This is a genomic window from Streptomyces sp. STR69 (genome assembly GCF_024519455.1).
In the GTDB taxonomy this organism is placed as follows: domain Bacteria; phylum Actinomycetota; class Actinomycetes; order Streptomycetales; family Streptomycetaceae; genus Streptomyces.
On record NZ_JALJRY010000074.1, the window covers coordinates 1,291 to 3,965 of the forward strand.

Annotated in this window: 3 protein-coding genes; all 3 read left to right on the plus strand. The window is 70.1% G+C overall.

Annotated elements, in window-relative coordinates:
* A partial coding sequence (locus OC490_RS48960) for an FGGY-family carbohydrate kinase (RefSeq protein ID WP_262064538.1) occupies positions 1 to 348 on the plus strand: 348 nt, incomplete at its 5' end.
* 56 nt (positions 349 to 404) lie between these two features.
* The gene (gene araA, locus OC490_RS48965) at positions 405 to 1,922 is read left to right on the plus strand and encodes an L-arabinose isomerase (RefSeq protein ID WP_262064540.1); all 1,518 of its coding nucleotides are present in this window, start codon (positions 405 to 407) and stop codon (positions 1,920 to 1,922) included.
* Positions 1,923 to 1,971: 49 nt separating this feature from the next.
* Positions 1,972 to 2,675: L-ribulose-5-phosphate 4-epimerase AraD (gene araD, locus OC490_RS48970; RefSeq protein WP_262064539.1), on the plus strand; the 704-nt coding region annotated here is incomplete at its 3' end.

Sequence of the window (2,675 nt, forward strand, 5' to 3'; positions counted from 1 at the left end):
CCGGTGCGTGAACTGATCGTCGCGGGCGGGCTGATGAAGAACCCGCTGCTGATGCAGATCTACGCCGATGTCACCCGCCTGCCCCTGGGTGTCATCGACTCGGCGCAGGGTCCCGCGCTCGGTGCGGCGATGCACGCGGCGGTCGCGGCCGGGGCGCATGCGGACATCCGGGCCGCCGCCCACGCCATGGCCAAGGCCCGCCCCGCCGTCTACCAGCCCGACCCCGAGCGGGCCGCCGCCTACGACCGCCTCTACGCCGAATACCGGCTCCTGCACGACTACTTCGGCCGCGGCGCCAACGAGGTCATGCACCGCCTGCGCCACCTCCGCACCCAGGCCTCCACCTGAGCGGCACCGCCTTGCCCGGTGGTCAACTCCCTGTGAAAGGACCCCTCATGGACTCCATGGACACCACAGCTTCTCCCTACCCCGGTCAGGAGATCTGGTTTCTGACCGGCAGTCAGGGCCTGTACGGCGACGACATCCTGCACCAGGTCGCCGAGCAGTCCCGCAGCATCGCCGAGATCCTCGCCGGCCCCGGGAAGATCCCGGTCCGCATCGTGTGGAAGCCGGTCCTCACCGACGCCGACGCCATCCGCCGCCTCTGTCAGGAGGCGAGCGCCTCCGACACCTGCGTGGGCGTCATCGTGTGGATGCACACCTTCTCCCCGGCGAAGATGTGGATCGCCGGGCTCAGCGCCCTGGACCGGCCCCTGCTGCACCTGCACACCCAGTACAACCTGTCACTGCCCTGGCCCAGCATCGACATGGACTTCATGAACCTCAACCAGGCCGCCCACGGCGACCGCGAGTTCGCCCACATCGAAGCCCGCCTCAACATCGACCGCAAGATCGTCGCCGGCCACGCCACCGACCCGCGGGTCATCCGACGCGTCGCGGCCTGGGCCCGGGCCGCCGTCGGCCGGCACGCCTCCCGCACCCTGAAACTGGCCCGCTTCGGCGACAACATGCGCGACGTCGCCGTCACCGAAGGCGACAAGGTCGAAGCCCAACTCCGCTTCGGCTACTCCGTCAACACCTACGCCGTCAACGACCTGGTCACCGTCGTCGACCAGGTCACAGACAAGGAAGCCGCCCAACTCGCGGCCGAGTACGTCGAGGTGTACGACGTGGTCCCGGCCCTGCGCCCCGGCGGCATCCGCCACGACGCGTTGCTGTATGCGGCGCGGCAGGAGATCGGCCTGCGCACCTTCCTCAACCAAGGCGGCTTCACCGCGTTCACCACCAACTTCGAAGACCTCGGCGGGCTGCGCCAGCTGCCCGGTCTCGCCGTGCAGCGCCTGATGGCCGACGGCTACGGCTTCGGCGGCGAGGGCGACTGGAAGACCTCGGCGCTGCTGCGCACCATGAAGGTCATGGGCACCGGCCTGCCCGGCGGCACCTCCTTCATGGAGGACTACACCTACCACCTCGGCCCCGGCACCCCGCGCATCCTGGGCGCGCACATGCTGGAGGTCTGCCCCTCGATCGCGGCCGACCGCCCCAGCTGCGAGATCCATCCCCTGTCGATCGGCGGGCGCCAGGACCCGGTCCGCCTCGTCTTCAACGCGGCCCCCGGCCCCGCCGTCGTCGTCGGCCTCGCCGACCTCGGCGACCGCTTCCGCCTCACCGCCAACACCGTCGACGTCGTCACGCCCAGCGAGCCCCTGCACCGCCTCCCGGTCGCGAGGGCGGTATGGAAGCCGCGTCCCTCCCTCGCGGAGTCCGCCGAGAGCTGGCTGCTCGCCGGCGCCCCGCACCACACCGTGCTCAGCTCGGCCGTCGACACCGAAACCCTCACCGACTACGCCGCCATGACCGGCGTGGAACTCCTCACCATCGACGAGACCACCAGCACCGGGCACCTCGCCAAGGAGATCCGCTGGAACGCCGCCTACCACCGCCTCGCCCAGGCCCTCTGACAACCCCTGTCACCCTGATCCCGATCCTCCGCATTCGAGGAGAGCACCGATGACCGCGCGAGTCCGTGACGGCCTGCGGCACGAGGTACTGGACGCCAACCTGACCATCCCCCAAGCCGGCCTGGCCACCCTCACCTGGGGCAATGTGAGCGGCGTCGACCGCGAGGCAGGCGTGTTCGTCATCAAGCCCTCAGGCGTGCCCTACGAGGACCTCACCCTCGATGACCTGGTCACCGTCCGGCTGTCCGACGGCAAGACCGTCGACGGGAACCTGCGCCCCTCCACCGACACCGAGACCCACCGCTGCCTCTACCTCGCCTTCCCCTCCATCGGCGGCATCACCCACACCCACTCCACCCACGCCGTCGCCTTCGCCCAGGCCCGCCGCGACATACCCGTCCTGGGCACCACCCACGCCGACACCTTCAACGGCCCCATCCCCTGCACCCCCGACCTCACCCCCGACCAGTGCGCCAAGGACTACGAATACAACACCGGCCGCGTGATCGTCGACCTGCTGGACAGCAACGACCAGCGGGCGTCCGAGGTCCCCGCCGCCCTCGTCGCCAACCACGGCCCCTTCACCTGGGGCACCACCCCCCGCACATCCCTGGAACACGCCATCATCTGCGAAGCCATCGCCGAAATAGCCATCCACACCCTCGCCCTCTCCCCCACGGCCCCACCGCCCCCACACCTCCTGGCCCGCCACTACACCCGCAAACACGGCCCCAACGCCTACTACGGCAACCC

Excerpts from the sequence above, each read along its gene's own strand:
- araA (WP_262064540.1), top strand. The coding sequence starts at position 405 with ATGGACACCACAGCTTCTCCCTACCCCGGTCAGGAGATCTGGTTTCTG.